Source organism: Phenylobacterium sp., assembly GCF_031360265.1.
Lineage (GTDB): Bacteria > Pseudomonadota > Alphaproteobacteria > Caulobacterales > Caulobacteraceae > Phenylobacterium.
Genome location: NZ_JANMBF010000001.1, coordinates 1 through 2,725, shown reverse-complemented (window position 1 = coordinate 2,725; position 2,725 = coordinate 1). Strand labels below are relative to the sequence as shown.

The 2,725-nt window shown below is 70.3% G+C and carries 3 protein-coding genes; all 3 read left to right on the top strand.

Translation table 11 applies throughout. The features are described from left to right. The coding region (gene nusA / locus RMN86_RS00015; protein WP_309603771.1) for a transcription termination factor NusA at window positions 1–1,378 on the top strand (1,378 nt) is incomplete at its 5' end. 26 nt (window positions 1,379–1,404) lie between these two features. Then, complete coding sequence (locus tag RMN86_RS00010; protein ID WP_309603770.1) at window positions 1,405–2,052, top strand: RNA-binding protein; 648 nt, start codon at window positions 1,405–1,407, stop codon at window positions 2,050–2,052. Window positions 2,053–2,146: 94 nt separating this feature from the next. Next, window positions 2,147–2,725: IF-2-associated domain-containing protein (locus RMN86_RS00005; protein ID WP_309603769.1), on the top strand; the 579-nt coding region annotated here is incomplete at its 3' end.

Below are 2,725 nucleotides of genomic sequence, written 5' to 3'. Positions count from 1 at the left end.
GGCCGTGGTCGGAAAGACCTATGAGGAGACCCTGCCGCCCTTCGAGTTCGGCCGGGTGCAGACCCAGATGGCCCGCCAGGTGGTCACCGGAAAGGTCCGCGAGGCCGAGCGCGAGCGCCAGTACGAGGAGTTCAAGGACCGGGTCGGCGAGATCGTCAACGGCGTCGTCAAGCGCGTCGAATACGGCAACATCGTCGTCGATCTGGGTCGCGGCGAGGGCATCGCGCGCCGGGACCAATCGATCCCGCGCGAGAACTTCAACATCGGCGACCGCATCCGCTGCTACATCTACGACGTCCGCCGCGAGGCCAAGGGTCCGCAGATCCTGCTCTCCCGCGCGCACGGCGGCTTCATGGCCAAGCTGTTCGCCCAGGAGGTTCCGGAGGTCTATGACGGGGTCATCGAGATCCGCGCCGTGGCCCGCGACCCCGGCAGCCGCGCCAAGATGGCGGTGATCTCCAACGACAGCTCTATCGATCCGGTCGGCGCCTGCGTCGGCATGCGCGGCAGCCGGGTCCAGGCGGTGGTCGCCGAGCTGCAGGGCGAAAAGATCGACATCATCCAGTGGAGCCCCGACGAGGCGACCTTCATCGTCAACGCGCTGGCCCCCGCCGAAGTCTCCAAGGTGGTGATGGACGAGGAGGACGAGCGCGTCGAGGTCGTGGTGCCGGATGAGCAGCTGAGCCTGGCCATCGGCCGGCGTGGCCAGAACGTCCGTCTGGCGAGCCAGCTGACCGGCTGGCAGATCGACATCATGACCGAGAGCCAGGAGAGCGAGCGCCGCCAGCGCGAGTTCGCCGAGCGCACCGCGCTGTTCCAGGAAGCCCTCGACGTGGATGAGGTGATCGCCCAGCTGCTGGTCACCGAAGGCTTTGCTACGGTCGAGGACGTCGCCTATGTGGACGTCTCGGAAATCGCCTCCATCGAAGGCTTCGACGAGGACACCGGCGCCGAGATCCAGGCCCGCGCCACCGACTTCCTCGACAAGATCGCCGCCGAGTTTGACGCCAAGCGCGTGGAACTGGGCGTCGAGGACGGCCTCTTAGAGATCGAGGGCGTGACCCTGCCGATGGCCGTGGCGCTGGGCCAAGGCGACGTGAAGAGCGTGGAAAACCTCGCCGACCTGGTGCCCGACGACCTGCGCGGCTGGTTCGAGACCAAGGACGGGCAACGGGTCCGCGAGACCGGCATCCTGGAAGCCTTCGCGCTGGAACCCGCCGACGCCGAAATGCTGATCATGCGCGCCCGCGTGGCGATGGGCTGGATCGAGGCTCCGCCGGAACCCGAGCCCGAGCCGGAGGCGATCGATCCCGACGCCTTTGACGACTCCGGCGTCTTCGCCGCAGCCAAGGCGCCCGGCGAGGCGCAGGACGCCTGACCGTGAGCGGGATGGGGTCGTGACCCGTGGAGCCGGAAAGCCCTAGCCCGAGGGCGTCCTCCCTGGCCGCCGCCGAGCGCGAGCGGCGCGACATCGTCACCGGCCAGGTGATGGACGAGGCGCGGCTGATCCGCTTCGTCGCCGGGCCCGGCGGCGTGGTGGTCCCGGATCTGGCGCGAAAGCTGCCCGGGCGGGGCCTGTGGGTGGCGGCGAACCGAGGCTCGGTGGAGATCGCGGCGAAGAAGGGCCTCTTCGCCCGCGCCGCCAAGGCGAAGATCCAGGCGCCTCCGGACCTGGCGTCCACGGTCGAGACCCTGCTGAAGCGCCGGCTTTTGTCGGGCCTGGGGCTTGCGCGCCGGTCCGGCGACCTTACCTCCGGCTTTGAAAAGGTCGCCGCGGCCATCACCTCGGGCAAGGCGGCTTGGCTGATCGAGGCGTCCGACGGCGCTGTGGACGGCCGCCGAAAGCTTTGGGCCAAGACCCGCAAGCGTATTCCTCCGACGCCGATATTCGGTCTCTTCGCGGCTGAGGAATTGGGTTTGGCCTTAGGCGGAGAGAATGTGATACACACCGCCTTCCTTGCGGGGCGAGCCGCCGATCGTTGGGCGCAGGACGCTCATCGGCTGTCGGGCTTCTGCCCGCTCCTTCCTGAGAGTTGGCGCGAGGAGCCTTAGGGGCGAACGGGACCCAAGTCCCGCTTTTCCCGTTTGGCGTTTGAGTTTTCGATCCTGTTTGGCCGTTCTGTCGGCCGATGAGTAAAGCGAGCGCATGAGCGACGAGAACAACAACGGCCGCAACTCCGCCCCTCCCGGCGGCCGTGCGCCCCTGACGCTTAAGCCCCGCGGGGCCGGATCGGTCAGCGCCGGCACGGTGAAGCAGAGCTTCAGCCATGGCCGCTCCAAGACCGTGGTCGTCGAGACCAAGCGCGCGCGCACCCACTCCCCGGGCGGCGGCAACCTGGCCGCGCCCTCCTCCGCCGAGAAGCGGCTGTTCGAGCCGCGTCCGGCCCCGCCCGCAGCCCCGCGGGCCCCCGGCGCGCCGGTGGACGGCCTGTCCTCGGAGGAACGCGCCGCCCGCCAGCGCGCCATCGAACTGGCCCAGCAGCGCCAGGCCACCGAGCGCGCCGCCGCCGAGTCCACCGCCCGCGCAGAGGCTGTCGCCAGGGCTCCGGTCCCGGTCGCAGAGGCTGCCGCCCCGGCGCCGGCCGCCCCGGCCGCCACACCTGAACCGGTCGTCGCCGCACCCGTAGAGGTCGCCGCAGCCGTAGCCCCGCCGCCCGTCGCCGCGCCGCCATCCGTCCCGCCGCCGACGCCCCCGTCAGCGCCCGCGCCGCGTCCGGTCTCCGAG